Below are 24,251 nucleotides of genomic sequence, written 5' to 3'. Positions count from 1 at the left end.
GCGGGGGGCAGTCTATAAGCGGAATTGATGTTATTGCGCTTATTTCGAACTGAAAAAATAAGTCGAGCATATACCCATTGCGGAGATTGACCGCCGATTCGCCGCAAGTTATGCGGCGAATCGGCGTGCCAACCGCGGTCTGTTGCCTCGTTCCCCGCTATTTCCCGGCCTGGATCTCCCGCCCATTCACGGCCTGCACCGGCCGCGCATTCATCTTGTACAGCTTCCTGAACGCGGCAAGCTGCTTCTGCGAGATCGACACGGGCGTCTTCATCACGACCCAACGGACGTCTTCGCTGCAAGGCGGCGTGGTCAGCGAGCCGATGAACGTGTAGTTGTCGCGGTTGGCGGGCAGCAGCGCGCCGACATCGATCGTGCCATCGACCGCATGCTTGTCACCTGCCTTGCCCGGCAGCGCCGCGAACACGGGTTGCAAGGCGGCATTGGTCTTGCCCGTGCGGAACAGCACGGCGATCACCGCAAGCTTGCCGTCCGCGCTCTTGTGCACAAGGTGGGCCACCAGCGGATAGGACTTGCCGTCGATTCTCTCTTCGCTCGGCGTGTGGAAGTGGAACTGCGCGAGCTTGTATTCGACGCCGTCGATGGTGAGCGCGCCGCCGCTTGCCGGCTCGACCTGGATGGTGTGGCCGTTGTTGATCACCTCTGCGCTGGCCGGCGCATACGACAGGCTCACAGCTTGTGCCGTGGTGCCGGTCACCTTGCGCGTTTCGATGTTGATCGGCGACTGGCGCTGCCCGGTGCCGCATACGGCGTAGTCGGCTTCGAGACCGGCCCAGTGGCTCGCGCCGGTCTTGCCCTGGTAGGTCCAGTGAGGATGTTCGGCGGCGCTGGCGAGTGCCGTGCAGAACAGTGTGCCCAATGCTGCAAACGCAATGCGTGTCTTCATTTGATTGTCATCGTTGAGGTTGTGCGGGATGGGCGGCAGGCCGCGCGCTGGGCGCGCCATGCCCATGGCTCCGGAACGCTGCCGGCGGACTGTCGTTGACCGGCAGACTGCATCAAACCGTCTCATTGGACTGCGCAAGTGTAGCGGGCGATATTGGCGTGCCTGGCAGTGACCATGACGGCGATATGAATGAGGTGCCACAAACAAAACGGGCGGCCTCACTGGGCCGCCCGGGCGCACGATGCGCACGCAAATACCACGAAGGAATCAACTGCCGCGATAGGTGCCGAAGCTCCACGGCGAACAGAGAAGGGGCACGTGGTAGTGCTGTGCCGCATCGGCGATGGTGAAGCGCACGGGCACGATGTCCGCGAATACATCGGGTGTCTTGAAGTAATCCGCGACCCAGAAGCGCAACTCGAAGTTGCCAGTGCGCGCCTGCGTGGCGGGCAACATCGGAGCGTCGGTACGCCCGTCGCTGTTGGTCCGCGCGCGGGCGATAAGCTTCGGGGGTTGCGTGCCCATGTCGAACAGTTCGATCTGCATGCCCGCAATGGGCTTGCCAAGCGATACGTCGAGTACGTGGGTGCTGATGCCTGCCATGATCGGTCTCCTTGTCAGCAAGCCGCCGGCATCAGCTGCCGCGGTAGTAGTTGTAGCTCCACGGCCCGAACAGCACGGGCAGGTGGATGCGCTGGCTCGCGTCCGTCACGCGGAATCGCAGCGGGATCTTCGACAGGAACAGCGGCTGCGGCAGATTGGCCTTGCGCGCGGCGAAGTACTCGTCGACGTGCAGCAACAGTTCATAGGTGCCGGTGCGATACGTGTCGCCAATCAGAAGCGGCGGTTCGCTGCGGCCATTGGCGGCGAGCGTGACAGTCTGCAGATGGCGCGGCTGGCCGTTGTCGACGCGATACATGTCCACGCGCATGCCGGCGGCCGGCGTGCCGTGCCAGGTGTCGAGCGCATGCATGGTCAGGCGCGGGCTCAGGCCGCCTTGCTGCACGGGGCCGGTGGTCTGGTTGGGCGCGGTCTCGGCCAGTGCGCTGCCGGCCAGCAGGGCGCCGCCGCCCAGCGTGAGCGATTGCAGCGCGAAGCGGCGGCGGCTGGCGTCGAAATCCGGGTCTTGATCGTTGCGCATATCAGGCCTCGCGCTTGTTGCGGAGTTGGCGGATGCCGACCACGACCAGCACCGCAGCCAGGATCTCGATGACGGCCACGATGTACAGGCCGGTGTTGACCTTGCCGGTCGAGGTCTTGATCAGCCCCATCACGTACGGCGCACCGAAGCCGGCGAGGTTGGAGACCGAGTTGATGAGCGCCACGCCCACTGCCGCGGCACTGCCCGCCAGGTAGCGGTTGGGCAGCTGCCAGAACACGGGAATCGCGCTCATGGTGCCGACCAGTGCGGCGGTCATGGCGAGCAGGGCGATGACCGGCGACAGCGCATTCATGCCGAGCAGCAAGGCCAGCAGGGCCATCGTCACGCCGCCCGTCAGCGCCGCGCCGCTGAAATGCCAGCGCACTTCATTGCGGCGGTCGGAGTGCGCACCGTTGGCGATCATGCCGATGGCGCCGCACAGGTAGGCCACTGCTGCGATCCAGCCCACGGCCATCGGCGTGGTGAAGCCGACGTCCTTGATGATGGTGGGGATCCAGAACGTCAGCGTGGAATTCGCGCACAGCAGGCAGAAGTAGATCGCGATCAGCAGCCACACCTTGGGGTTGGTGAAGACGCTGCGCCAGTCGTGGCCACGCTCGCCCATGGCGGCATTGTCACGCTTGAGCGCGTCGAGTACCACGCGCTTCTCGCCATCAGTCAGCCATTGCGCTTGCTCGGGCTTGTCGGTCATGTAGAACCATGCGAAGACACCGGCCAGCACCGACGGGATGCCTTCGATGACGAACAGCCACTGCCAGCCGTGCATGCCATGCACACCGCTCATCGACGTCATGATCCAGCCGGCCAGCGGGCCACCGAGCACGCCGGCGATGGCCGACGCCGACATGAACGTGCCGAACGCCCTGGCGCGCCGCTCGGACGGGTACCAGTACGTGAGATACAGGATCACGCCCGGATAAAAGCCCGCTTCGAACGCGCCGAGCAGGAAGCGCAGGATGTAGAACTGCGTGGGCGTGGTGACATAGGTCTGCAGCATGCAGATCACGCCCCAGCAGATGGTGATGCGCATGATGGTCTTCTTCGCGCCGATCTTCTGCAGCAGCATGTTCGACGGCACTTCGAACAGGAAGTAGCCGATGAAGAAGATGCCGGCGCCGAGCCCGTACACCGCCTCGCTGAACTGCAGCGCATCGAGCATCTGCAGCTTGGCAAAGCCGATGTTCACGCGGTCCAGCCATGCCAGCACCCACAGCACGCCCAGGAAGGGCAGCAGGCGCCAGGACACCTTGCGGTAGACGCTGGCTTCCGCGTCGTCCGCGGTGCCGGCGAAGATCGGCACGCCTTGTTTCGTGATGGACATGGTGTCTCCTGTCTGGTCGGTTGCATCGTGCGGCCGGGGCCCCGAAGGTGGTCCGGCGGCCGCCGTCCGTTTGGTTGGAAGCAAGTATAGGAACGCCCAGACAAGGCGGAACGGGAGTGCTGGTATAGGCTCTATAGCAGCATCAATATGGGGTGGAAAGCCTTATGGAGAGCGGGTTTGCGGGAGTTCGCGGGGCCCGCTTCCGGACCTATGGATTACCCTAGCCCGCTGGTTGCCGGACTGTTAAGCGGACAGCGAATTCGCTGGCTTGCCACGGTATGCGGGTTCGACCGCGTTGCCCTGCGGTGCGCGACACGCTACAAAGTCGGCATTGGCGGACACGGCAGCGCGGCGATTGCGCCGCCGGCTACACCCGGGCGCCATCCTCGCACAGGACTTCACCATGATCCGCGCCGACGACCCCTTCGATACTTATCTGCTGCGCGTGCTGTGCATCCTGATTGCCGAGCAGAGCGTCTCGCGCACGGCAATCCGCTTGAATCAGTCGCAGCCCGCGATCAGTTCGGCGCTCAAGCGGCTGCGCGCCATCTTCAACGACCCGCTGCTCACGCGCGAGAAGAACGTGATGGTGCCGACCGACCGCGCGTTGCAACTCGCGCGCAACGCACAGGCCGCACTCAGCGCGCTCGACAACCTTCTGGTCTCGGACGACCGCTTCGATCCCGCCACGACCGAACAGAGCTTTACCGTGGCGATGCCGGACTATCTGGCGCCGCCGTTCTTCGCGCACGTGGTCCGCGAATTCCGCCGCGCTGCGCCGCATGCGCGTCTGGCGGCCGTGCCGCTGAGCGCGACGTTCGACTATGAACAGGCCTTGTCGGAAGGCGCCGCGGACATCGTCATCGGCAACTGGCCCAACCCGCCGGAGCACCTGCACCTATCGGTATTGCTTGAGGACGAAGTGGTCTGCGTGGTCGCGCCGGACAGCGTGCACAACCAGCCCGGCAAGTTCACGCCACAGGCTTACCTTGGCGCCGCGCATATCGTGCCCACGCCCTATTCGCGCGACCAGCGCGGGCTCGTCGACTCGGGGCTCAGCACGATGCGCGTGCACCGCGACAATCGTGTGAGCTGCCCGTACTTCAATCTCGCGCCGAGCCTGATACCCGGCACCGACCTGATCCTGACCACGGGCCGCCACTTTGCCAACTATCACGCACAACACGTACCGCTGGCGGTGCTCAGGCCGCCGATCGAGTTCCCGTTCATGCGCTTCTATCAGCTCTGGCATCCATCGCGGCACCGCTCGGCCGCGCACATGTGGCTGCGCGGCATGCTGACGGCGGCGTCGCAGGAATTGCGGGATCTGCGCGACATGCAGCGCACGTAGCGCGCGCGGCAATATCGGATTCTGTTATGCGACCTATAGGGCAGCGGGCCTCGCCGCTGCCGTGGGTGCTTCCTATACTCGGCCCGTATTCAACGTCCACAACGTCCACAACGTCCACGCCTTGCCAACGCGGCGGGCCTTACGGGAGAGCAGTCCATGTCACAGTCAATCGATCTCGCGCCGGTCAACGCGCTGGACCAGGCGGGCTTTGCGCGCGTATTCGGCAGCGTGTTCGAACACTTTCCGCAGGCCGCGGCAGGGGCCTGGGCGCAGCGCCCGTTTGCCTCGGTGGCGGCGCTGCATGAGGCGATGATGGACGTGGTGCGCAAGCTCGACGACAAGGGCCAGCGCGATTTCCTGAACCTGCACCCGCTGCTGTCCGGCGCCAACATCCGCGCGGGCACGATGACGGCGGATTCGAACGCCGAGCAGAAGAGCGCGGGTCTCGATGCGATGACGGCACAGCAGGAAGACACGCTCGATCGCATGAACACGGCGTATCTCGCACGTCATGGTTTCCCGTTCATTATCTGCGTGCGGCATTACACGCGTGAGGGGATTTTTGCGCAGCTGGAGCGCCGCGTCGATCGCAGTACGCCGGTGGAGCTTGAAGAGGCGCTGGCGCAGATCGCGGCGATTACGCGCGGGCGGTTGAATGCGCGGCTGACAGCTCTGACGGATCGCTGAGCGATCGCATGGCGGCCTCTACGGAACCGAACGCGATGCGCTCCTGCTCAAGGCGCACTTGCCCCCCGAGGCGATTGCCCCGCAGGTCGTCGTAGAGTGCCTGTTCGTCGGGGCGCAGCCGCGCGAGGTCGCGAACCAGTTGGGTGTCTTCCATGCTCCATTGCTCATGGAACGCCATCAAGGTGGCCCGGTCCATCAGGAATGAGTCCACATGCCCGAACAGGTGGCGCAACTGGTCGAGGATGGCGAAGCCGTGCGTGTCGATGTCGCCCCAGTAGTGCATCCGGCAGTCTTGCAGCCACGCAACATCGGCCAGCATGCTGAAGCCGTAGCCGCTGCCAAAGATCACCATACTGTCGGGGAATGGCGGGAATGCCAGAAAATTGATCTCGTTCTCGGTGATGAAGATTCTCGTGAGGGTAGGGTTAAGTCTCGCAAAGCTCTGCGCGTCAAGCGTGACGTCAGTGCCCGCATTCATGCCGGGCAGTATCGCTTTGGCGTCGTCCAGAATGCGAAACCGCACGCGCAGCGGTTTGTCCAGGAACCCGTAGCGGCCGGCAAACTTGCCGACGCCGGAACATGTCGGATCGATCGCATCCGATGGCAGGGTCAAGTCCAGCCACTCCGTCAGGACGGCGCGATTGGCTTCGACGAACTTACTGTGAATTCCCGCGAGATCGACCTGCCGCAGATAGATTCCCGGCCGCGGATGTGCCTGTAACCAGCCCACAAGGTCCAGCAACCGCGCCCACTGATCATGCAGTTCCAGTGCGCGGAGCGGGCGCTTTGCCAGCCACGGCACCAGCAAAGGCTGGCGCTCACGTGTTGAAGCCAACAAGGCAGCAAAGCGGCTGAATTCCTGCCGCTTCCCAAGCAGCCTGGCCGCATCGTCCAGCGTGTCGATCCATGCCGCCACCGGCACGGCATTGGCGCCAAAGACGCGATGCCGGAACTCGCGCATTTCCAGCCGGCAATGCGGCATCTCGGCGAGTTCTGCGATCCAGCGGCGCGCCGCTTCGAAGTTGTAGGTCAGCTCGGCCGAACTTGGGCCGCGCAATGCCAGCCGCAGCGGGAACTGCGATTCGCCGGAAACTGTAGCGGCAAGCAATGCGCCGCGGTCCCATTGCTTTTGGAGCTGGGCGCGCAGATCAGCAGGACGGGTCCAGTTCATCCGGTCATCCTCGCTTTCTCTGCGCGGTATTCCTCGATCGACAGATTGCGCACCTTCGACGAGCGGCCTTCGTCATTCTGGATAAAGGCAACACCGCAGACAAAGGGCTCGATGATGTGGATCTTCTGCAATGGCGTGACAATGAGCAGTTGCAAATTGAGCTGCGCGAAAAGCTTCAGCCCGTACTGCGCCGACTCATCCGAACCGCGTCCGAAGGCTTCATCGATCACGACAAAGCGGAACGAGCGCGATCGCACCGCACCCCATTCGAGACCGAACTGGTAAGCGAGGCTGGCAGCCAGAATAGTGTAGGCAAGCTTCTCCTTCTGGCCACCAGACTTGCCACCCGAATCGGAATAGTGCTCATGCTCGGTGCCGTCTTCACGCCACCGCTCGCTGGCGCCGAAGAAGAACCAGTTGCGCACGTCGGTGACTTTGCTGGTCCAGCGGCGGTCCTGATCGGTCAGGCCGGCACGTCCGCGGAAGCGTTCGATGATGCGCTTGACCTGCAGGAACTTTGCTTCCGAATATTGGCTGTCTTCCGAGCCAGTCAGTGCGCCCTCGGTGCAGGCACGCAGGTCTGACTGGAATTCCCGGACCTCCGCATCAGGCGTGGGCTGCGCTTCCAGCTTGATGTAGCGCCCCGGGTTGTAGTCGATCTTCGTGAGCGATTCGTTGATCCGCTCCACGCGTTCCCGGATCGTCTGCTGCTCCTTGCCGAGCTGCGCGTTGAAGTTCGCGATCTCGTTGATGGTGTTGACGTTGAGCAGCTCCTTGAAACGGGCTTCGAAGCGCGGCAGGTCGTCAGCCCTGAGCTTGTCGAGCATCTTGTGGTACTCAAAGCCCGCGGCCACGCTGGCGTCGATCTCGCTGGTCTCCAGCTTGAATTCCTGCTTGTAGTCGGACATGGCCTGGACGATGCGTTCGCTGAGGCGGTCCAGCTTCTTGCGTTCCGCATCGAGCCGGCCCTGCAGCGCGGTTCGCATGTCGCTCTCGCGGCCATCGCAGGCTTCGACGGTCAACGTGTGCTCGCCGAGCGTCTCTGCCCGCATGGCATCCAGCGTTTCCACTGGCACAAGCTGCGCAACGTCGGTAGTGGCATCCAGCGTTGCCTGCGCTTGTTGCCGAAGCGCCTCCGCGTCGGCTTTTCTGCCTTCTGCTTTGGAGCGCTTGTCCCGATGGTCTTCGTGCTGCTGCTCGGTGTCTTCCAGTGCCGCCGAGACTTCCTTCAGCCGGTCCGAAAGCTGTCTCAGCATGTCAGAGGCGGATTCCAGCCGCTGCTTTTCTTCGGCCAGCCGGGCGGCTTCCTTGGCCGGTGTCTGCCAGTCGATTTCCTCGAAGCTGATGAACATGTCCAGGCGCGATAGCGCTGCCAGCCGTTCCCTGAGCGTGGTGCGTTCGGTGGTCAGCGTGGTGATACGTTCAGCAAGATCGCCAAGCTGCTTTGCCAGCGTTCTGGCCGAAGCCTCGAGCGTGGCAATCTTCTCTGCGTTACTCCAGCCGAGCACATAGCGGCTGCGATCATCGAGCCGATGGCGATCATCCTTCTCATGCCGCTCACCCGGCATCTTGATCTGCCCCGCCCGCGTGACGGCGCGGGTTTCACGCCGGAACTGCTCGTGCGTGGCGCAGCATGCGACGTCAAAGCGGTTGGAGACTTCGCGTTCCAGCCACGTGTAGAACGGTGAATCGGGCTTGAAGGCGAGCTTCCGGACGAGCGAATCGCGGTGCAGCTCCTGGGGCGTTGCCCTGCCGCCTTCGCGCACGCGGAAGTACACCAGGCGCCCCTTCAGATGCGTGCGGTCGACCCAGTCGGCCACTGACGGATACAGTTCGTCCGGAACCAGCAGCGACAGGCCGAAGTTTCGCAGCAGACGTTCCGCCGCCCCTTCCCAGTCGCGCTCTTCCTCGCGGACCTGTAGCAATTCGCCGGCGAACGGCATGTCGTCCTCGGCAATATCCAGCGCGTGGCACAGTGCAGCGCGCATCATCACTTGTTCGTTCGGGATGTTGCTGCGGCGCGCCTTCAGGCTGCGGATTTCCTCTGTCAGGCTGTCGTGCTGCTGCTTGCCCTGGCGCATCGAGACGCCGTGCTCAGTGAGGACATTCTCGACTTCCGCCTCGCGCGCCCTGGATTCATCGGCCAGCGCCGTGAAGCGCTTCTTCAGCGCGAGAAAGCCAGGTTCGGTCTCAGGCACTCCCTCGCCAACTTCATGCAGAAGCTGCGCATAACGCTTCGACTTCTCCGTGCGCTTTGCCTGCTCGGCCTGCTGCAGGCGGACGGATTCCGCAAGGCGTTCGATGCGGTCGCCGCCGTTCTCCGCAATCTGCCGGCGCAGGTCCGATTCCTCGCCGCGCTGGGTAGAACGGCGTTCTTCGAGCCGCTTCACATGCGCGTTCTGTTTTTCCCACTCTTCCTCAAGGTTGGCGATGCGCTTGTCCAGCAGCCCCAGTTTCAGCGTGGCGAAGTAGGGCCGCAGCGCGTCTCGGCAGACGCGCAGTTGTTCGGACTCGGCCGTCAGCGTGGCATGCCGTTCGCAATCTTCGACCAAGGGTGTCAGTATGAATTCTTGCCGCTTTGCCTTGAGTACGGCTTCGTGCGCACGGGCCAGGTCATCGAAGTGACCGAGCAATGCCTCGATGCGCGGCGCCACGTCGAACGGCTCGAGCATGTGGCTGCGCACGAAGTCGGTCAGATTGCCGACGGACTTCATCGAGACGGTCTGGTGGAACAGCTCCAGCGCCTGTTCGTTCTCGATGCCGAAGCGCCGGCGGAACCATGCGCCGTACGGCGGAAACCCGTCGAAGATCTCGGCCTTCAGGCCGCGCAGCCTCTTGCGCAGCGCCGTGATGTCCGAGCCGAAACGGGAGAAGTCGCGCGCGATTGACAGGTCGCCCTCTGCGCCCACATAGAAGCGCGCAGGCTGGCCGTGCGGCTCCTTCATCCAGAACACCTGCGCCAGGCTGACCGTCTGGTCATATCCGGCGTTGTGGAACACGCCAAGGATGACGGAGTAGCTGTTCTGATCGCGCAGCGCTACCGGCCGGGCGGTGCCTGTGGTTTCGTTGCGCTCGGACTTGTAATAGCCAAGCACGTAGCTGCGCAGCGTGCGTTCGCGGCTTTCCGCACCGGCGGCCTTGTTGTAGGCGATGCGTTGTGCGGGCACCAGCAGCGTGGTCACCGCATCGACCAGCGTCGACTTGCCAGAACCGATATCGCCAGTCAGCAGTACATTCCGGCCATCGGGGTGGATCGCCCAGACGCGTTCGCCGAAGGTGCCCCAGTTGAACACCTCCAGCCTGTGCAGGCGGAAGCCGGACAGTGCATCGTCTTCGGCAAAGTCGAGTGAGAGGGAGGTCGGGTCATGCATCGTTGGCACTGTCCTTCTTGTCACGGCCGTCGCGGGCCGACTCGCCGGAAAGGGAGACCTGGTAGGCAGCGAGGCGTGTATCGAACTCCGACAGCCACTGGGCGTCGACAAAGGCTTTCAGGATCCGCTGCACTTCGTACGCCGTGACGTTGTTCTCGTGGCCGGCACCCGGTTTCAGACGGCGCAGGAAGCCGAGCTCTACGATCTTGTTCACGTGGCTTTCGATCTGGTCGATCAGCCGCGCTTCGTTGGTGCCCGCAGGCAGGAAGACGCGCAGCAGTTCGGCGATCTCGTCCAGCGTCAGGATCAGCCGGGTATCGCCTCCGGTGGCATCGAACTCGGCCAGCTTCTTGCGCAGCAGCGCGAGCGTCAGGCTGACGGGAAACGACAGTGGTCGTCTGGCGATCAACCGCGGCACGCGCGCCGTGTCGTCATCGTCTTCCGAACCCGGCCTGGAGCGCAGGAAGGCATAGCCTTCGGCCTCGTCGAGCACAAGCTCCAGGCCCAGTACGGCGACGTAGTCGCGCACGGTGGTCTGGAGGCTGGTCAGCGCATGCCAAGGCGCAGCATCCGTTTCGCGGTAGAGCACGCCCTTGAGCAACGGGATGACGACGGCGGACAGCTCGGGATCGGCGGGGTTTCTCGACGCAGCCTGGTTCGGCTCCGGGGTTTCAGTGAGTTCGAGGTCTTCCATCGTAGTGTTAGCGGACAAAGATAACTCGGGGAAGTTTGGCCTGCCTGACAAGCGTGCCAGCCTCTGGCGACTCAACGGTCCATTGGACGGTTTCAGTGGCGTTTTCATCCACGACAGTGTCAAAGGTATCGCTGGCAAGCTGCAGGTAAGCCACCAGTTCCGCCAGCCCGTGCTGGAGCGGCTGCATGCGGCACACCTCCTGCAGGGTCACCTGCTGGCGGCCCTGCAGCGCTTGCCGCACATGGGCCATCAGCCGTGCCTTGTCCACGACGATCTGCGAGAACAGGGAGCCTGCGTCCACCTCGGCGCCGCCGCCCTCGATGTCCACGTCTGCGATGCGCGGCTTGACGGTGGGGGTGAATAGTGGCCGCTCCATGGGCAATTCCAGTTCCACAGCAGTGTCGGCCATTGCCATGATGTTGCCGGCTGGTGGCGCGTCGCGCAGGCCGAGTGCCTTGGTCTCGATGCCGCGCAGCAGGTCCATGATGCGCCGGTTCTCCAGCCATGCCTTGTCGTCGAGAAAGCGGCGCAACTGCTGGGACAGCTGGGCGACGGTGCGCTGCGTGTGCTCGCCGGCCTCGAGCCAGTCATAGTGGACGCGCCGCAGGCGGGTGTCGGGCCCGAGTTCGCTGACCGGCGGCAGCGCCAGGATGTACGCCAGCAGCGTGGACAGCTCTTCCTGGCGGCGACTGCTCATCAGGAAGTCCCAGAAAGCGCGGAAGCTGCGGCCCTGATCCGAATCGGCAATGGCGTCGCGCTCGCCCATGATTTCCTCGAGCAGCGCACCCTTGGAACCTTCCCACAGCGCGATGCGCTCGCGCACGCGGCGATCGAGCGCGCGGAAGTTGTCCTCGACCTCGCGGAAGTCCGTCAGCAGCTCGCGGGCCAGCGACGTGAACTGCTGGAACCGGTCCTTCAGTGCCGTGTCGTCGAGGAGGTCGAGCTCTCCGGCGAGAACGCGCGAAATTTCGGCGTCGATCTCGTCCCGGCGCTTGTGCAGTTCGGCAATTCGGGCTTTCGGGTCGGCCTGCGTGCCGTCGTGCATCTGCTTGAGAAGGTCGAACAGGGTCAGCAGGCGGGACTCGGTGCCGACGAAGCTGCGTTCCGCGAGCGTACCCAGCCATGCCAGCGCCTTCTCGGTGGCGGCGGTCAGATCGAACTGCGGTTCGTCGGAGCCCTGGCGGTAGAACTTGCGCAGCCAACCCTTTTCATTGGCGGCCCAGTCGTTCAGGTAGTCGAGCGCAGGCTTCGGGAAGGCATCGGGGCCAAGGCGCTCGCGCAGCGCGAATAGCTCGTCTTCCAACGCCTCCGCCAGGTCGGGCTGGCTGATCGACCGCAGGTTTGGTGCCACAAATACACGGTGCAGGAAGGAGGCCACTAATGACGCGTGGTCGGAACGCAGCAGCCGCCAGGCCGGGTGGCTCTGGCGCAGCCGTTCGAGGGTGTCGTATTCGAGGCTCAACGTTGAAGGCCCTGGCTGGATTAGCAGGCGCACGGATAACGCGAGCGGGGCGGTGGCCGGGATCGACAGACGCCGGCGCGGCGTAGGCGCGGGTGTGCTGGCATTTTACGCCAGGGATCACGCGCGCTGTCCCTCCAGGTGGGGGATAGGGGAGATGCTCGCCGGCCATGGCGAGGACTGCGACCACAAGGAGGCTCCGGCCGGGTGTATCGCCGACTGGGTGTGGCCTCGCGTCATCCCAGCCTGAACTGTCCCACCGCCCCCGCCAGGCTCGCCGCCTGCGTCTGCAACGCCGACGCCGCAGCCGTAGACTGCTCCACTAGCGCCGCGTTCTGCTGCACCATCTCGTCAAGCTGCGTCACCGCCTTGTTGACTTCGTGAATGCCGCGCGTCTGCTCGATGGCGGCGTGCGTGATTTCGGAGATGATGCTCGTCACCTTCGACACGTTGCTGACGATCTCGTGCATGGTCTCGCCGGCACGCTGCACCTGGCCGGAGCCAGTCGTCACGCTGCCTACGGTCGTTTCAATCAACGTCTTGATTTCCTTGGCGGCCTGCGCGCTGCGTTGCGCCAGTGCGCGCACTTCGCCCGCTACCACCGCGAAGCCGCGGCCCTGGTCGCCGGCACGTGCGGCTTCCACGGCCGCGTTGAGCGCGAGGATGTTGGTCTGGAACGCGATGCCTTCGATCACGTTGATGATGTCCGACACGCGCACCGACGCGCTTTCGATCTCGCCCATGGTGCTGATGACTTCACCGATCACCACGCCGCCGCTCTCGGCCACGCGCGACGCTGCGCCAACCGATGCATTGGCCTGCTGAGCCGAGTTGGCCGATTGCGAGACCGTGGCCGTGATTTCTTCCATCGACGCGGCGGTCTGCTCAAGGCTGGCCGCGGCGCTTTCCGTGCGGCGCGACAGGTCGATGTTGCCGGCGGCGATTTCCTCGGACGCGGCGCGCACAGATTCGCTGGTGTCGCGGATGTCGCGCATGACGGTGCACAGCTTGTCGGCGAACGTGTTGAACGCCACGGCGATCTGCGCGACTTCATCGCGGCCGTTGGCGGGCAGGCGTTGCGTCAGGTCGCCGCTGCCGGAGCCGATGGCGCGCATCGCGTCGCGGATCTGCGACAGGCGGCGGAACGATACAGCCGTCACGGCGCCGGTCACGGCTGCAGCCACGCATGCAATCACAAGCAGCGCGACGATCGAGGCGATCAGCGTCGAACGCATGCCGGCGGTGGCTTCCGACTTGTCGAGGGCGACGATCACCATCCAGTCCGAGTTCGGGATCTCGCGTGCGCGCAGCAGCTTGGCGGTGCCGGCGACTTCGACCTCAAGCGGTTCCGTGGCGCCCGGCAGCGCCGCGAGCTTGTCTGCGCCGAGCGCGGGCACCAGTTCCGACACCGGCTTGAGCGTGAGCTTGTCGTCGGGGTGCGCGACGATCAGGCCGTTCTTCGACACCAGCATGCCGAAGCTGGCCGGCGTCGGGTGGATGGCCTTGACGTTGGCGATGACAGTGTCCATGGCCACGTCGCCGGAGACGACGCCTTTCACGCCACCATCGCGCACGATGGGTACGGAGAATGCGACCACCAGCTTGCCGCTGCCGGCATCGACATAGGGCGGCGTCACCACCGGCTTGCCGGCGCCCACGGCCTGCTTGTACCAGGGGCGGCCGGTGGGGTCGTAGCCGGGCGGGATGCCGGTCGGGTTCGAGAATTTGGCGGTCTTGTCCGCGTAGCCGACGTAGACGTTGGTGAATCCGCCGGCATCGGCGATCTGCCTGAGTGCGGCATCAGGGTCGGGCTGCAGCACGGCATCCTGCAGCGAGTTGATCATCTGGCTGTGCGATGCGACCCAGTCGTTGATGGCAGCAGCATGGCCGTTCTGCACGGCGGTCAGGCTGCTGTCGATGGCTTCGTTGTTATAGCGGCGTGCGACAAGCTGGCTGAGCGCCGCGTTGACCGCGAGGGCGACTACGACAATGGCCACGCAGAGGGCCATGATCCGGGCGCGGATGGTTGTGAACATGAGATGGGATCCTTCGTAGGGATTCACTGGGGGCGTTTAGGGGTGTGGGTTGGCCACGTGGCTGTATACGGAGCCCTTGTGCGTGACTTGAGCGCAACCCCACAGAATCTGGGAAATCCCCCACTTTTCGTGCATCTTTGGTCGCTTTTGGCTGACTATTGTCTGTAGTGCGATGCATTTCGATCCGGTTGTTCCACCCCGAAAGCAGATAGACTCCAGCGAATCCCCCAGTGGAGAACCGGCATGGCAACGCGTACATCGCACGATGGTTCAGGCAAGGCTCCGTTGATACGCGTCGGCATCGGCGGATGGACCTACGCGCCGTGGCGAGACAACTTCTATCCGGCCGGGCTCGCGCAGACGCGCGAACTCGAATACGCGAGCCGCCACCTGACGGCCATCGAGATCAACAGCACCTATCACGGCACGCAGAAGCGCACGTCGTTCGCCAAATGGCGCGACGAGACGCCCGATGATTTCGTGTTTTCTGTGAAGGCGTCGCGCTTTGCCACCAACCGCCGCGTGCTGGCGGAATCGGGCGAGTCGATCGCGCGCTTTATCGACAGCGGCATTGCGGAGCTGGGCCCGAAGCTTGGCCCGCTGGTCTGGCAGTTCGCGCCAACCAAGCAGTTCGATGCCGAGGACTTCGAAGCCTTCCTGCAGTTGCTGCCCGATTCGGTGGAGGGCGTGAAGCTGCGCCACGTGCTGGAGGTTCGGCATGACAGCTTCCTGTCGCCGGACTACCTGAAGCTGGCGCGCAAGTACAAGGCTGCGACGGTCTACACCGACTCGCCCAAGTTTCCATCGATGGCTGACCTGAGCGGCGACTTCGTCTACGCGCGCCTGATGGACAGCAGCGAAAAGCTGACAACGGGTTACGGGCCAAAGGCGCTGGACGCGTGGGCCGAGCATGCGCGCACGTGGGCCGCGGGCAAGGCGCCGGCAAATCTGGAGCAGCTGGAGGACAAGCAGCCGGCCGCCAAGCGGCGCGAAGTCTTCATCTTCTTCATCAACGGCGCCAAGGAGCGGGCCCCCGCGGCCGCGCAGGCATTGCTGTCGCGCCTTGGCTGGGAACCGCAGGAACAGGTACCGGCGAAGGTGCCGGCGAAGGCCTCCGCGAAGAAACGTGCCTGATCTTCCGGCTGGCCCATTGACCCCGCGTTGCTACAATCCGGCATGAACACAAGCTCCCTGCCCCCGCAAGCCGGCGCTGCCGCGCCCGCCGCCGAATTCTCCACCCTGCCCCTGGCGCCGGCCATGCTCGCCACGCTGGCCCAGCTCGGCTATGACGAGATGACGCCGATCCAGGCCGCGAGCCTGCCGCTGACGCTCGCCGGCCACGACCTGATCGCGCAGGCCAAGACCGGCAGCGGCAAGACCGCCGCGTTCGCGCTGGCGCTGCTGCACCGGCTCGATGCGCGCCGCTTCGACGTCCAGGCCATGGTGCTGTGCCCCACGCGCGAGCTGGCCGACCAGGTCACGCAGGAAATCCGCCGCCTTGCCCGGGCCGAAGAGAACGTGAAGGTGCTGACGCTGTGCGGCGGCTCGCCGATGCGCCCGCAGGTGGACAGCCTGGTGCACGGCGCGCACGTCGTGGTGGGCACGCCGGGCCGCATCCTCGACCATATCGACCGTGGCAGCCTCGAACTGTCCGCGATCAACACGCTGGTGCTCGACGAAGCGGACCGCATGCTCGACATGGGCTTTTTCGACGATATCTCTTACGTCGCCAGCCGCTGCCCGCGCGAACGCCAGACGATGCTGTTTTCGGCCACGTATCCGGCGGGCATCGACAAGCTCAGCCAGAAGTTCCTGCGCAAGCCGCAGGAAGTAAAGCTGGCCGAAAAACACGATAGCTCGAGCATCCGCCAGTATTTCTATGAAGTCGAGGAAGGCGAGCGGCTCGCTGCGGTGGGCCGCCTGCTCGATCATTTCCGCCCGGCCAGCACGCTGGCGTTCTGCAACACCAAGGCGCGCTGCCGCGACCTGGTCGACCTGCTGCGCGGCCAGGGTTTCCAGGCGCTGGCGCTGCATGGCGACCTGGAGCAGCGTGACCGCGATCAGGTGCTGGTGCAGTTCGCCAATGGCAGCTGCTCGGTGCTGGTGGCGACCGACGTGGCCGCGCGCGGGCTGGATATCGCCCAGTTGGAGGCGGTGATCAACGTGGAAATCACGCCCGACCCGGAAGTGCATATCCACCGCATCGGCCGCACCGGCCGTGCCGGCGAGGAAGGCCACGCGTTCAGCCTGGTCAGCATGGATGAGATGGGGCGCGTGGGCAACCTGGAGCAGCATCACGGCGGCGAGTTCGAATGGCACCCGCTGGCCGAACTGCGCGCCGCGAGCACCGAGCGCCTGCTGCCGCCGATGGTCACGCTGCAGATGCTGGGCGGCCGCAAGGAAAAGATCCGGCCCGGCGATATCCTCGGCGCGCTGACCGGCGAGGCCGGCTTCACCAAGGAACAGATCGGCAAGATCAACGTGATGGAGATGTCGACCTACATCGCGGTGGATCGGGCCATCGGGCGTGAAGCCGTGCGCCGGTTGAACGCCGGGAAGGTGAAAGGCAAAAAAGTGAAGGTGAGGATGCTGACCGAGTGAGCCGCGTCCGCATGGGGGCCACCGCATAGTTTCTCGCAGATCTGACTTCACGAAGATTCGTGTAAGTCACCCTGTAAGGCCGCCCGATCCTTTGCTAATCTGGATGGACATGGCATCTCTGCCGTACCGCATGATCGACAGAAGAGGGAGTGGGTGATGAAAACCGCACGCCAGGTCTTAGAGTCCAAGCCGACGCAGGCCATCTTCAGCATTCCGCCCACGGCGACGGTGTATGCCGCGCTGCAGCTGATGGCGGAAAAAGGCATCGGCGCCGTGCTGGTGATGGAGCACGGCAAGATTGTTGGCATCCTGAGCGAGCGTGACTATGCGCGCAAGGTGATCCTGATGCAGCGCTCGTCGCGCGATACGCTGGTGCGCGACATCATGACCTCCTCGGTCATCTATGTCAGCGGAGACCAGAGCACCGACGAGTGCATGGCGCTGATGACCAAGCACCGCATGCGCCACTTGCCGGTGATGAACGGCGAGGACTTGGTCGGCATGCTGTCGATCGGTGACCTGGTGAAGGACATCATCTCCGAGCAGCAGTTCATCATCGAGCAGCTCGAGCATTACATCCACGGCGGCAGTCGCTAGCACGCCACCTGCCGTACCTCCACGCGGGCGACTGCCGGTCGCTACGGCAGCGCCCGTGCGCGCGGCCGCTGTGTTGCAGCGCCGCCGCACGCGATAGACGATAACCGCATATAATTATGCGGTTACTGAATAAACGTATCCGGCTTCTTCCGCCACGGCCTTGCGCCGTCACCGCGCGGATTCAATACCTGGCCGGTCAATTCCCCAGTTTTGCGTGCGCAGCCACATGGCTGCCGCCTGTCGTTGTCTGCCCATGTCCTCGCTTACCCCGGCCAGCCAGGCCAACACTTCCATTCCGCTTGCCGCCGCTCCCGATCACCAGGCCATCATGCGCGTGATCGGCGGCATCGTGCTGTGCATCCTGCTGGCGGCGCTCGACCAGACCGTGGTGATCCCGGCCGTGCCGGCGATTGCCAATGACCTGAACGGCTTCGGTCACCTGTCGTGGATCGTGACCGCGTACCTGATCACCTCGACCGTCGCCACGCCGCTGTACGGCAAGCTGTCCGACAACTTTGGCCGGCGCCGGCTGCTGATGGTGGCGATCACGCTGTTCATCCTGGCTTCGGTGGCGTGCGCGATGGCGCAGTCGCTCGGGCAGCTGATCCTGTTCCGCGCGCTGCAAGGCATCGGCGGCGGCGGGCTGATGTCGCTCGCGCAGGCGGCCATTGCCGACGTGGTGGCGCCGCGCCAGCGCGGCCGTTACCAGGGCTACCTGGCCACGGTGTGGGCGGTGGCGTCGATCGCCGGTCCGCTCGTGGGCGGCTGGGTGTCGGACCACCTGTCGTGGCGCTGGCTGTTCTGGATCAACCTGCCGCTGGGCGGGCTGGCGATGCTGCTGTGCTACCGCGGCCTGGCCATGCTGCCGGTGCGCGGCGGCCGCGCACGCGTGGACTGGCTGGGCGCCCTGCTGCTGGCTGCGGCCATCGTCGCATTCCTGCTCGCGATGAGCTGGGGCGGCGATGTGTTCGACTGGATCTCGCCGCAGCTGGGCATGCTGGCGGTGGTCACAGTGGCCGCTGTCACCGGGCTGGTCTGGCAGGAGCGGCGTGCCGCCGATCCGATGCTGCCGCCGCGGCTCTTTGCCAACCGTGCCTATGTGATGGGCGTGGCAGCTTCGGCGCTGGCCGCGCTGAACATCTTCCTGTGCATCTTTGCCCTGCCGCTGCATTTCCAGCTCGTGCGCGGCGCCGATGCGTCGATGTCGGGGCTGCTGGTGGTGCCATTCCTGCTGGCCACGGTGGCGGGCAATTTCATCGTGGCGTGGCTCGCGCCGCGCGTGGGCCGCATGCGCGGCATCCTGACGGCCGGCTTCATTGCCGGTGCGATCGGGCTGGCAGTGCTGGCACTCGCTACGCCCGCCGTGCCGGTCGCCGTGGTGCTGCTGGCGATGGCCGTCGGCGGTACAGGCCTCGGCATGGTCATGGTCGGCACGCTGATGAGCGTGCAGAACGTGCTGGAGCGCCGCGACACGGGCGCTGGCACCGGCGCCCTGCTGGTGCTGCGCTCGCTCGGCAGCGCCTTGGGCGGCGCGCTCGCCGGTACGCTGCTCACGCTTGAATTCCGCCACGCCACGGCCGCTGCCGGGGTGACGCAGGCGCTGGATCTCGGCGCGCTGCGGCATGGCAGCGAAGCGTTCGCGCAGCTATCTCCGGCAGTGCGCCAGATACTTTCGGCCGGTGTCGAATCGGGCTTCCAGCTGATCTTTGCCGTAGGCGCGGTCGCCGCGCTCCTGGCGCTTGGCATCGTGCGCTGCATGCCGGACATTGAGCTGCGCGGTAGCGTCACGGAACACGCCGCCACGCTGGCCATGGACTGAGCCGCCGGCCGGCGCCAGACCAGGCATCGGCGTAGACTATCGCGTACCCGATACAGCGAGCCGCCCCTAATGGAGACAGGAGACATCGCATGAACCGCCGCCAGACCGCCCTCGCCGCTTCCGTGCGCCCTGCCATGCTTGTCATCGCGCTTGCCGCTGCCAGCGCCGCACTGCTGCTGCATCCGGCGCACGCCGCTGACAAGCCTGCCGCTCTCCCGGCCGCAGCCCCGGCAGGCAACTGCCCGGCCTCGCTCAACTTCCAGTTCCCGCGCTTGCAGGACGAAGCACCGCAGAACCTGTGCCAGTACGCTGGCAAGGTCGTGGTGGTGGTCAACACCGCGAGCTATTGCGGTTTCACGCCGCAGTATGAAGGGCTGGAGGCGCTGTACAGCAAGTACCGCGACCGCGGGCTGGTGGTGCTGGGCTTCCCGTCCAACGACTTCTCGCAGGAGCCGGGGTCGGCCAAGGAGATCGCCGACTTCTGCTACAACACCTACGGCGTCAAATTCCCGATGCTGGGCAAGTCTCACGTGCGCGGCGGTGACGTCAATCCGATGTACGCGCTGCTGGCAAAGGAAACCGGCACCACGCCGAAGTGGAACTTCTACAAGTACCTGATCGACCGCAACGGCAAGGTGGTGGGCAGCTACAACAGCATGACCACGCCCGACGACAAGCAATTCGTGGCGAAGATCGAGCAGTTGCTGGCCGGCCCGCGCTGAGCGGCCCGCATCCTGTCTTTCGATTGCAACAGCCCGGCCATGGCCGGGCTGTTTTGCTTCCTGGGGTTGCGCTTCACCGGCGCTATGTGAGCTACAGTCGTGCCCGGACTGAGCCGTCCTCAGGCGAGCAGCTGTGCCAGCGCCGGTGGCAGGCCGGCGTTGGGCTTGCGCGGCGGGCGCGCGAAGCTGCCTTCGCGCGTGTTGCCGGGCTGCAGTGCCACCAGCGATTCGCAATGCCGTACGGCACTGCTGACGCCATCGACAACCGGCACCGGGATGCGGCCCTTGAGCGAACGGGCCAGGCCCGCGAGCGGCGCACCGGCGACGATGATCACGTCGGCGCCATCCTGACGTACTGCCTGCAGGCTAAGTTCTTCCAAACGCGCGGCATGGTCTTCCTGCACGCTGCCGATATCGCGCAGCGGCTCCTGCAGCGAACGGACGCTCGCCAGGCGCGAGGAGAGTCCATTGCTCGCCACGCATTCGCGATACCACGCCTCGATACGATGCGAGATCGCGATGATCGAGAAGCGCTGGCCGAGCAGGCATGCACTGGCCAGCGCGGCTTCGGTCATGCCGACCACGGGCACGTCGAACAGCTCCTTGAGTCCGGCCAGGCCAGGATCGCCGAACGCGGCGACCACAAGGCCGTCGAACTTGCCGGCGTGTTCGGCCGCAGCGCAGGCGGTCGCGTAGCCGCCGACCAGTGCCTCGAAGCGCGTTTCGATATACGCCACGCCGAACGGCGCCGTGGCCATGGTGATGTTCGTATCGGGCGAGGCAGTGCGCAGGGCTTCCGCGTGAATCAGGTCGGTGACCGACTCGCTGATGTTGGGGTTGACGATCAGGAGGTTCATATCGGGTTTGCGATGTTTCGGGTTCAGACCTCGGGTTGGCCGGCTTCGAGGAACCTGCCGCGTCCGGCAGCGGGCTCCAGGTACTCGCCATCGCGCACCAGCATGTCGCCGCGCGAGAAGCACGTCACGGGCCAGCCGGTGACGTCGATGCCTTCATACGGCGTGTAGTCGACCGCATGGTGCAGGGCGCTGTTGGTGATACGCACCTTGCGCACCGGGTCCCACAGCACGATGTCGGCATCGGCGCCGACCGCGATGGTGCCTTTGCGCGGATAAAGGCCATAGATCTTGGCCGGGCGATACGAAGTCAGCTCGACGAACTGGTGCAGCGACAGCCTGCCCTGCGCGACGCCGTCGAACAGCAGTGGCAGGCGCGTTTCGATGCCGGGCACGCCATTGGGAATGTGGTCGAACGAATGCTCGGTGCTGCCGCCAAGCTTCTTGCCTTCGGGATCGTCGTAGTTGAACGGTGCATGGTCCGACGAGAACACGCTGAACACGCCGTTCACCAGTGCGCGCCACACGGCGGCCTGGTTCTCCGGATCGCGCGGCGGCGGGCTGCATACGCACTTGGCGCCTTCGTAGCCATCGTCGCCGGGCAGGCCCATGTCGTCGGCGGTGAGGTACAGGTACTGCGGGCACGTCTCGGCCAGGATTTTCAGTCCCCTGCCCTGTGCCCAGCGAATCTGCTCGATCGCTTCCTTGCCCGACACATGCACGATCAGGATCGGTACGTCGACGAGTTCCGCGAACGTGATGGCGCGGTGCGTGGCCTCGCGCTCGACCGGCGCGGGACGTGCAAGTCCGTGGAAGCGCGGAGCGATGCGCCCTTCCCCGGTCAGCTTGTCGGTCAGCCACGAGATGCAGTCGGAGTTCTCTGCATGGACCATCACGAGCGCCTTGTGTTCGCGCGCGACGTCGAGCACTTCCAGCATTTCGCGATCCGACAGCTTGAGGTCGTCATAGGTCATGTAGACCTTGAACGAGGTATAGCCCTTGCGGATCAGCGTGGGCAGTTCGTCCTGCAACACGGTGGGCGTGGGGTCGGCCACGATCAGGTGGAACGCGTAGTCGATCACGGCGCGGCCTTCGGCACGGCGATGGTAGTCCGCCACCGCGGCCTTGAGCGAAGCGCCCTTTTCCTGCGCGGCGAACGGGATCACTGTGGTGGTGCCGCCGCACACGGCCGCGCGCGTGCCGGTGAAGAAATCATCGGCCATGCGCATGCCGTCAGGCATGGGCTGGTCGAGGTGGCAGTGGCCGTCGACACCGCCGGGCAGCGCGAGCAGGCCGGTGGCATCGACTTCGCGGTTGCCTTGCGGCAGGCCGTGGCCGAGCGCGACGATGCGGCCGTCGCGCACGCCGATATCGCACTGGAACCGATCCGAAGCGGTGACCACGTCGGCATTGCGGATCACGAGGTCGAGGGTGTTGTCTGCGGGCATGGTCATCACTCCGATTCGTTGATGATGTCGCTTTACTCGACTTCGCGGAACAGCCGGCCCCAGCCGGTCAGCGCGCGCGTGTCCACGCCTGCCAGGCGCAGCGACTTCCACACCACGGTGGAGATGGTGTCGTACACGGGAATGCCGGTCTCGGCTTCCAGCGCTTCCACCAGGTGCGCGGCGCGCAGGTTGGTGCAGAACGTGGTGATGGCCTGCGGCTTGTCCTTGGCGAGTTCGCGCACCATGGTGCGGATGGTGTCCTCTTCGACTTCGGCGAAGCTGTAGTTCACGTGCAGCTCCAGGTGGCGTTCGAGCGAGCAGTCGAAGCCGCTGCGCGCGTAGTTGGCGATGATGCGCTGCTGCACGTCGTTGAGGTACGGCGTGGCCAGGCCGAAACGGCGTGCGCCGGTCTTTTCGAGGATCTCGTTGAGTGCCAGTACCGAAGTGGTAGCGGGGATACCGGTGGCTTCGGTGATCTGCTTGCACAGCGCTTCATCCTTGTCGAAGCCGAGCCAGCCCGACGAGGTGCCGTTCCACGCGATCACGTCGACACGCGCGTCGGCCAGCAGGCGTGCGGCGCCCAGGATCTTCTCGAGATCGAACTGGCCCAGGGCCTGGTCGCGCAGCGAGATCTCGGTGACGGTAAAGCGCGAGAAATGCGCGCTCACGTTGGGCAGGCCGCTGACCATCGCGCTGGTAATCGGTTCGAGCGCGGTATTGGAAGACGGCGTCAGCATGCCGAGGCGGATTTGCTTGGTCATTGCAGTAGTTCTCAGGAGTGGTGCGGGCGCCGTCATCGGCGCCTCGCAAGTTGTTGTGTCGTGGCTTACTGTTCGGGCTTGTCGTTGAAGGCGAGGGCGGTGCCGGGCACGCGCTGGCTCGTGCGTGCCAGTTCGAGCTCCTTCTGCAGCGCGGCCTGCCGGGCTGCATCGGGATGCACGGTCTTGCCGGCCTGCAGCGCGGGCAGCACGTAGTCGTTCACCATGCGCCGGTACAGGTCGAGGTACGCCGCGTCGCGCAGGCCGCCTTGCGTGGACATGATGCTGTTCATCACGATGACGGCGTTCTGCTTGGGCAGCACAGTGATGAACTGGCCCTTGTAGCCCATGGCGCTGAACTCGCGCTCGCTCTTCACGATGTTATTGATCCAGCAGTAGAAGCCGTAGTCGGGCGCCGGGCCGGACGGCGTGGTCATGCGCGCGACCCATGAGGCCGGCACGACCTGCTGGCCGTTCCAGCGGCCCTGGTTCAGCATCAGCATGCCGAGCCGCGCCATGTCGATCGAGCGCAGGCGCAGGCCCCAGCCACCGGATACGGCGCCCTTGCCGTCGGCGCCATCCCAGCGGTAGTGCTGCATGCCGAGCGGCTTGAACAGGCGCTGTTCGGCATATTGCTGTTCCGGCAGTCCGGTGACCTGGCTGACGGTGGCTCCGACCAGCACGGGGTTCACGTCGATGTAGTCGAACTCCTTGCCGGGCGCGACACGCACGCTGGCGGACGCCGCAACCTTGAGCCGGTCGGGCACGCCGTAGTACAGCGTGTCGGTGCCTTCCACGAGTTTGTACGAGAGGCCGCTCGACATCGACATCAGGTGGCGCAGCTGGATCGCTTTCTTGTCGGCGAGGGCAGGGGCCAGGTCGGGGCGCGCAGCCGCGAGGCGCGGCGCGGGTGTGTCTTCGGCGCTGAGCTTGCCGTCGCCGACCAGCGTGCCGACGAGCAGTGCGCTGATGAACTTGGTGACGGAGTACAGCTCGTGGTTGTAGTCGCGCGAGAGGCCGTCGCCGTAGCGCTCGAACACTAGCTTGCCGTCCTTGATGACGAGCAGGCTGCGCACGTCGAGCTTGTCGCGGCGGATCCATTCGGATAACGCGACGAGCTTTGCTGAATCGACGCCGACCGCTTCAGGCTGCGCAGTCGGAATGCCATCTGCCGGGCGTGCGGGCGCCGCCGGAGCGGCGTGGACTTGCAGGGCGCCCAGCGCAAGCACGGCGCCGGCCAGCATGCGGGAAATGCGAGTCATGGTGTGTCTCCTCCACCGCCGCGCGGACCGT

General features: G+C 65.0%; 20 protein-coding genes. 7 read left to right on the top strand and 13 right to left on the bottom strand.

Going from position 1 to position 24,251, the window contains the following annotated elements:
* Positions 1-157: 157 nt before the first annotated feature.
* From KHO41_RS18175 to KHO41_RS18160, 4 genes are all read right to left on the bottom strand, one after another.
* Complete coding sequence (locus tag KHO41_RS18175; protein WP_211954665.1) at positions 158-907, bottom strand: carbonic anhydrase; 750 nt, start codon at positions 905-907, stop codon at positions 158-160.
* Positions 908-1,174: 267 nt separating this feature from the next.
* Positions 1,175-1,510, bottom strand: coding sequence for a hydroxyisourate hydrolase (uraH, locus tag KHO41_RS18170; protein WP_211954664.1), 336 nt, complete (start codon positions 1,508-1,510; stop codon positions 1,175-1,177).
* A gap of 31 nt (positions 1,511-1,541) precedes the next feature.
* Positions 1,542-2,048 carry a hydroxyisourate hydrolase gene (gene uraH, locus KHO41_RS18165; protein WP_211954663.1) on the bottom strand — a complete coding sequence of 169 codons (507 nt, stop codon included), beginning with the start codon at positions 2,046-2,048 and terminating at the stop codon, positions 1,542-1,544.
* Position 2,049: 1 nt separating this feature from the next.
* Positions 2,050-3,390, bottom strand: coding sequence for an MFS transporter (locus KHO41_RS18160; protein WP_211954662.1), 1,341 nt, complete (start codon positions 3,388-3,390; stop codon positions 2,050-2,052).
* 403 nt (positions 3,391-3,793) lie between these two features.
* Here KHO41_RS18160 and KHO41_RS18155 point away from each other — a divergent pair, with 403 nt between their 5' ends.
* Both KHO41_RS18155 and uraD read left to right on the top strand, forming a co-directional pair.
* On the top strand, positions 3,794-4,741 hold the full coding sequence (locus KHO41_RS18155; protein WP_211954661.1) for a LysR family transcriptional regulator: 948 nt from the start codon (positions 3,794-3,796) through the stop codon (positions 4,739-4,741).
* 156 nt (positions 4,742-4,897) lie between these two features.
* Positions 4,898-5,428: a 2-oxo-4-hydroxy-4-carboxy-5-ureidoimidazoline decarboxylase gene (uraD, locus tag KHO41_RS18150; RefSeq protein ID WP_211954660.1), complete on the top strand. Its 531-nt coding sequence runs from the start codon at positions 4,898-4,900 to the stop codon at positions 5,426-5,428.
* Here uraD and KHO41_RS18145 read toward each other — a convergent pair.
* From KHO41_RS18145 to KHO41_RS18125, 5 genes are all read right to left on the bottom strand, one after another.
* Positions 5,379-6,599: a DUF3322 domain-containing protein gene (locus tag KHO41_RS18145; protein ID WP_211954659.1), complete on the bottom strand. Its 1,221-nt coding sequence runs from the start codon at positions 6,597-6,599 to the stop codon at positions 5,379-5,381. The two genes, uraD and KHO41_RS18145, sit on opposite strands and share 50 nt — an antisense overlap.
* On the bottom strand, positions 6,596-9,970 hold the full coding sequence (locus KHO41_RS18140; protein ID WP_211954658.1) for an ATP-binding protein: 3,375 nt from the start codon (positions 9,968-9,970) through the stop codon (positions 6,596-6,598). The genes KHO41_RS18145 and KHO41_RS18140 overlap by 4 nt, the downstream gene beginning before the upstream one ends.
* Positions 9,963-10,682, bottom strand: a complete 720-nt coding sequence (locus tag KHO41_RS18135; protein ID WP_244873881.1) for a DUF4194 domain-containing protein — start codon at positions 10,680-10,682, stop codon at positions 9,963-9,965. The genes KHO41_RS18140 and KHO41_RS18135 overlap by 8 nt, the downstream gene beginning before the upstream one ends.
* The gene (locus tag KHO41_RS18130; protein ID WP_211954657.1) at positions 10,672-12,126 is read right to left on the bottom strand and encodes a DUF3375 domain-containing protein; all 1,455 of its coding nucleotides are present in this window, start codon (positions 12,124-12,126) and stop codon (positions 10,672-10,674) included. The genes KHO41_RS18135 and KHO41_RS18130 overlap by 11 nt, the downstream gene beginning before the upstream one ends.
* A gap of 233 nt (positions 12,127-12,359) precedes the next feature.
* Positions 12,360-14,159 (bottom strand): methyl-accepting chemotaxis protein, encoded by a 1,800-nt coding sequence (locus KHO41_RS18125; RefSeq protein ID WP_211954656.1) that lies wholly within the window; start codon positions 14,157-14,159, stop codon positions 12,360-12,362.
* A 243-nt stretch (positions 14,160-14,402) separates the two neighbouring features.
* Between KHO41_RS18125 and KHO41_RS18120 the strand changes: the two genes are divergently transcribed.
* The 5 genes from KHO41_RS18120 to KHO41_RS18100 all read left to right on the top strand — a co-directional run bounded on the left by KHO41_RS18120 (position 14,403) and on the right by KHO41_RS18100 (position 19,898).
* Complete coding sequence (locus tag KHO41_RS18120) at positions 14,403-15,293, top strand: DUF72 domain-containing protein (protein WP_211954655.1); 891 nt, start codon at positions 14,403-14,405, stop codon at positions 15,291-15,293.
* A 42-nt stretch (positions 15,294-15,335) separates the two neighbouring features.
* Positions 15,336-16,760 (top strand): ATP-dependent RNA helicase DbpA, encoded by a 1,425-nt coding sequence (gene dbpA, locus KHO41_RS18115; protein WP_211954654.1) that lies wholly within the window; start codon positions 15,336-15,338, stop codon positions 16,758-16,760.
* 156 nt (positions 16,761-16,916) lie between these two features.
* Complete coding sequence (locus tag KHO41_RS18110; RefSeq protein ID WP_211954653.1) at positions 16,917-17,357, top strand: CBS domain-containing protein; 441 nt, start codon at positions 16,917-16,919, stop codon at positions 17,355-17,357.
* 328 nt (positions 17,358-17,685) lie between these two features.
* Positions 17,686-19,176 (top strand): MDR family MFS transporter, encoded by a 1,491-nt coding sequence (locus tag KHO41_RS18105; RefSeq protein ID WP_211954682.1) that lies wholly within the window; start codon positions 17,686-17,688, stop codon positions 19,174-19,176.
* A gap of 89 nt (positions 19,177-19,265) precedes the next feature.
* Positions 19,266-19,898 carry a glutathione peroxidase gene (locus KHO41_RS18100; protein ID WP_211954652.1) on the top strand — a complete coding sequence of 211 codons (633 nt, stop codon included), beginning with the start codon at positions 19,266-19,268 and terminating at the stop codon, positions 19,896-19,898.
* Positions 19,899-20,017: 119 nt separating this feature from the next.
* On the opposite strand, the gene KHO41_RS18095 is transcribed toward KHO41_RS18100, so the two are convergent.
* From KHO41_RS18095 to KHO41_RS18080, 4 genes are all read right to left on the bottom strand, one after another.
* Positions 20,018-20,755 (bottom strand): aspartate/glutamate racemase family protein, encoded by a 738-nt coding sequence (locus KHO41_RS18095; protein ID WP_211954651.1) that lies wholly within the window; start codon positions 20,753-20,755, stop codon positions 20,018-20,020.
* 23 nt (positions 20,756-20,778) lie between these two features.
* Positions 20,779-22,200 (bottom strand): dihydropyrimidinase, encoded by a 1,422-nt coding sequence (gene hydA / locus KHO41_RS18090; RefSeq protein WP_211954650.1) that lies wholly within the window; start codon positions 22,198-22,200, stop codon positions 20,779-20,781.
* Between the two features lie 32 nt (positions 22,201-22,232).
* On the bottom strand, positions 22,233-22,961 hold the full coding sequence (locus tag KHO41_RS18085) for a maleate cis-trans isomerase family protein (protein ID WP_211954649.1): 729 nt from the start codon (positions 22,959-22,961) through the stop codon (positions 22,233-22,235).
* A gap of 65 nt (positions 22,962-23,026) precedes the next feature.
* Positions 23,027-24,220: a serine hydrolase domain-containing protein gene (locus KHO41_RS18080; RefSeq protein WP_211954648.1), complete on the bottom strand. Its 1,194-nt coding sequence runs from the start codon at positions 24,218-24,220 to the stop codon at positions 23,027-23,029.
* Positions 24,221-24,251: the final 31 nt, after the last annotated feature.

Source organism: Cupriavidus numazuensis (assembly GCF_905397435.1).
Lineage (GTDB): Bacteria > Pseudomonadota > Gammaproteobacteria > Burkholderiales > Burkholderiaceae > Cupriavidus > Cupriavidus numazuensis.
Note: the sequence above shows the minus strand (reverse complement) of the source record. Positions and strands in the feature narration are given on the sequence as shown.